This is a genomic window from Massilimicrobiota sp. An105, from assembly GCF_002161155.1.
Classification (GTDB): domain Bacteria; phylum Bacillota_I; class Bacilli_A; order Erysipelotrichales; family Coprobacillaceae; genus Allocoprobacillus; species Allocoprobacillus merdigallinarum.
Window position 1 is genome coordinate 1 of the sequence record NZ_NFLY01000090.1, and the last position, 2,532, is coordinate 2,532.

The window sequence follows — 2,532 nt, forward strand, 5'->3', positions numbered from 1 at the left end:
GACAAAAATGTTAAATTTCGATGAAAATAGAGTAAGAACAGAACATCAAAATGGAGTTAATTTAATTCCAGAAGTAGAAAAAATTGTAGATAAGATCTGTGAAGATGGTTATTCTAATATCTTCCTATTTGGTATTGGAGGGACATTATTGTATGCTGGACAAATCATGCATACGGCTAAACAATTAGGGTGTAATCTTCCTTTATATCTTGAAAATGCAACTGATTTCTTGTATGAAGGCAATGCTAAATTTGATAAGGATTCAGTCGTCGTGATAGCTTCTCTATCAGGAAATACAATTGAGATTGAACAAGCTATTGATAAGGCTCATGAAGTCGGAGCGAGAGTCATTGGCTATGTGGAAGTTCTAGATTCACCATTAGCCAAAAAAGTAGACTATCTTGTCAATACATTTGGAGGAGAATACTATTGGTGGTATTCAGTGGTATTACGCTTCATGAAAAATGCAGGACAATTTGATCAATATGACAAATTGATGGAAGAAATCAAGAACATGCCAGACAATGTCGTACAAATCTATAAGGATGCAGATGAAGACATGAAGAACTATGCAGAAAAATACTGTGATGAACCTATCACATATCTAGTGGCATCAGGGAACTTGGAAGACTGGGCAGTATGTTATGGAATGTGCATAATGGAAGAAATGCAATGGATGAGAACACGACCAATCTCAGCAGCAAACTTTTTCCATGGGACATTGGAAGTGATTGAAAGAGATATACCGGTGATCTTAATCAAGGGAGAAGATAAGACAAGACCAGAAATGGATAGAGTAGAAAACTTTGTGCATAGAGTGAGTGCAAAGGTCACAGTTTTTGATACAAAGAAATATAAACTCAATGGAATTAGTGATGAATTTAGAGGAATCCTATCACCAATCATGATGAGATCAGCATTTATGAGATTAAATGTACATTTAGAACATTGTAGACGTCATCCAATTGATATCAGACGTTATTATAAAGCTTTAGATTATTAATGAAAACAACAATTATTTTTGACATGGATGGTGTTATCTTTGACAGTGAAAAAATGTATATGGATGAACTTATAAGATTTCATAAGCAACACAATATTATATTGACATATGAAGAATGTAGAAAAGTCATTGGTGTTGATCGTAAAGTTTTTGATCATATTGTTTATTCTTGGTGGAACCATCGAATACCACCATATGAAGTAAAAGCTTTATTAAATGAATTCTATCAAACAGTAGATAGAGATTATACGAGTATTATTAATCCACACGTAGAATTGCTACTTAAATATTTACATAGTCATCGTTATAAAATAGCATTAGCGTCTTCCTCAAATGAAAAAACGATTGATAAAGCATTAACAACATCTCATTTAAAACAATATTTTCAAATCATTACAAGTGGAAATTCTTTTAAGGAAAGTAAACCAAATCCTGAAATCTATTTGTATAGTCTTAAGCAATTAAATTCAACTAAAGAAGAAACAATAATTATAGAGGATTCTCCCTCTGGTATTCAAGCAGCAGTGAATGCCGGAATAGATGTTATAGCTCTAAGAGATACAAAATTTCAATTAGATCAAAGTCAAGCTAATATCATCATTGATGATATAGAACAAGTTATAGACTATTTATAAAATCCTATGAAAATTTCATAGGATTTTTGCAAAAATGGAGGGGTTATCATGAAATTAAAATGTGTTATTTTTGATATGGATGGATTAATGTTTGATAGTGAACGTATTGTAGGAGAATGTCTAAAAAAAGCAGCAAAAGTATATGGGTATGTTATAACAGACGAATTTAGATTACAACTATTAGGAAGAAATAAGAAAGCTAATGAAAAAACATTAAAAGAATATTTTGGGAAGGATTTTCCTAATGAAAAAATTAGTTTATTAACAACTCAGTATAAAGAAAAGTATATACTAGAGAATGGTTTACCAGTTAAAGAAGGCCTTTATAATCTTTTAAAATATTTAAAAGAAAATAATATACGGATAGCAATTGCTTCTTCTTCAAGTGAGAGTGTTATTAGAAAATACTTAAAAATAACACAAACATACCAATATATAGATTATATTATGTCAGGAAATCAAGTGAAAGAAAGTAAACCTAATCCAGAAATATTTAAAAAGGTATTAAAACATTTTCATATCAACCCATTAGAAGCTCTAGTTCTTGAAGATTCTCAAAATGGAATATTAGCCTCTTACAATGCTCATATTCCTGTCATATGTGTACCTGATCTTGTTTTTCATGATGATAGTGTTAATAGTTTGACACTCAAAGTAGTACATGATTTAAATGAAGTAATTGACTATCTAAAAAATACATATGAACTGTCAAGTGACAATTTCTAGATAGAAATGCAAGGGAGAAAAGAACTTTTTTAAAAAGTTCTTTTTTTATTGTGTGCCGGGCATGGCACGGATTCAGTCGGAGATAGACCGACCACAGGTAGTTACCGCCAAGTGTAGTGAACCACAAGTCGTTAACAGTGATGTTAAGGATGGAGGAAGTGGTGTAGC

The 2,532-nt window shown here is 31.4% G+C and carries 3 protein-coding genes; all 3 read left to right on the forward strand.

Annotation, left to right across the window (positions count from 1 at the left end; translation table 11 throughout):
* Window positions 1–1,003: SIS domain-containing protein (locus B5E48_RS13270; RefSeq protein ID WP_206407350.1), on the forward strand; the 1,003-nt coding region annotated here is incomplete at its 5' end.
* Window positions 1,003–1,638: an HAD family hydrolase gene (locus B5E48_RS13275; protein ID WP_087246088.1), complete on the forward strand. Its 636-nt coding sequence runs from the start codon at window positions 1,003–1,005 to the stop codon at window positions 1,636–1,638. The genes B5E48_RS13270 and B5E48_RS13275, both read left to right, overlap by 1 nt.
* A 48-nt stretch (window positions 1,639–1,686) precedes the next feature.
* A complete protein-coding gene (locus tag B5E48_RS13280) occupies window positions 1,687–2,364 on the forward strand; it encodes an HAD family hydrolase (RefSeq protein ID WP_087246090.1) in 678 nt (225 codons plus the stop codon).
* Window positions 2,365–2,532 lie beyond the last annotated feature (168 nt).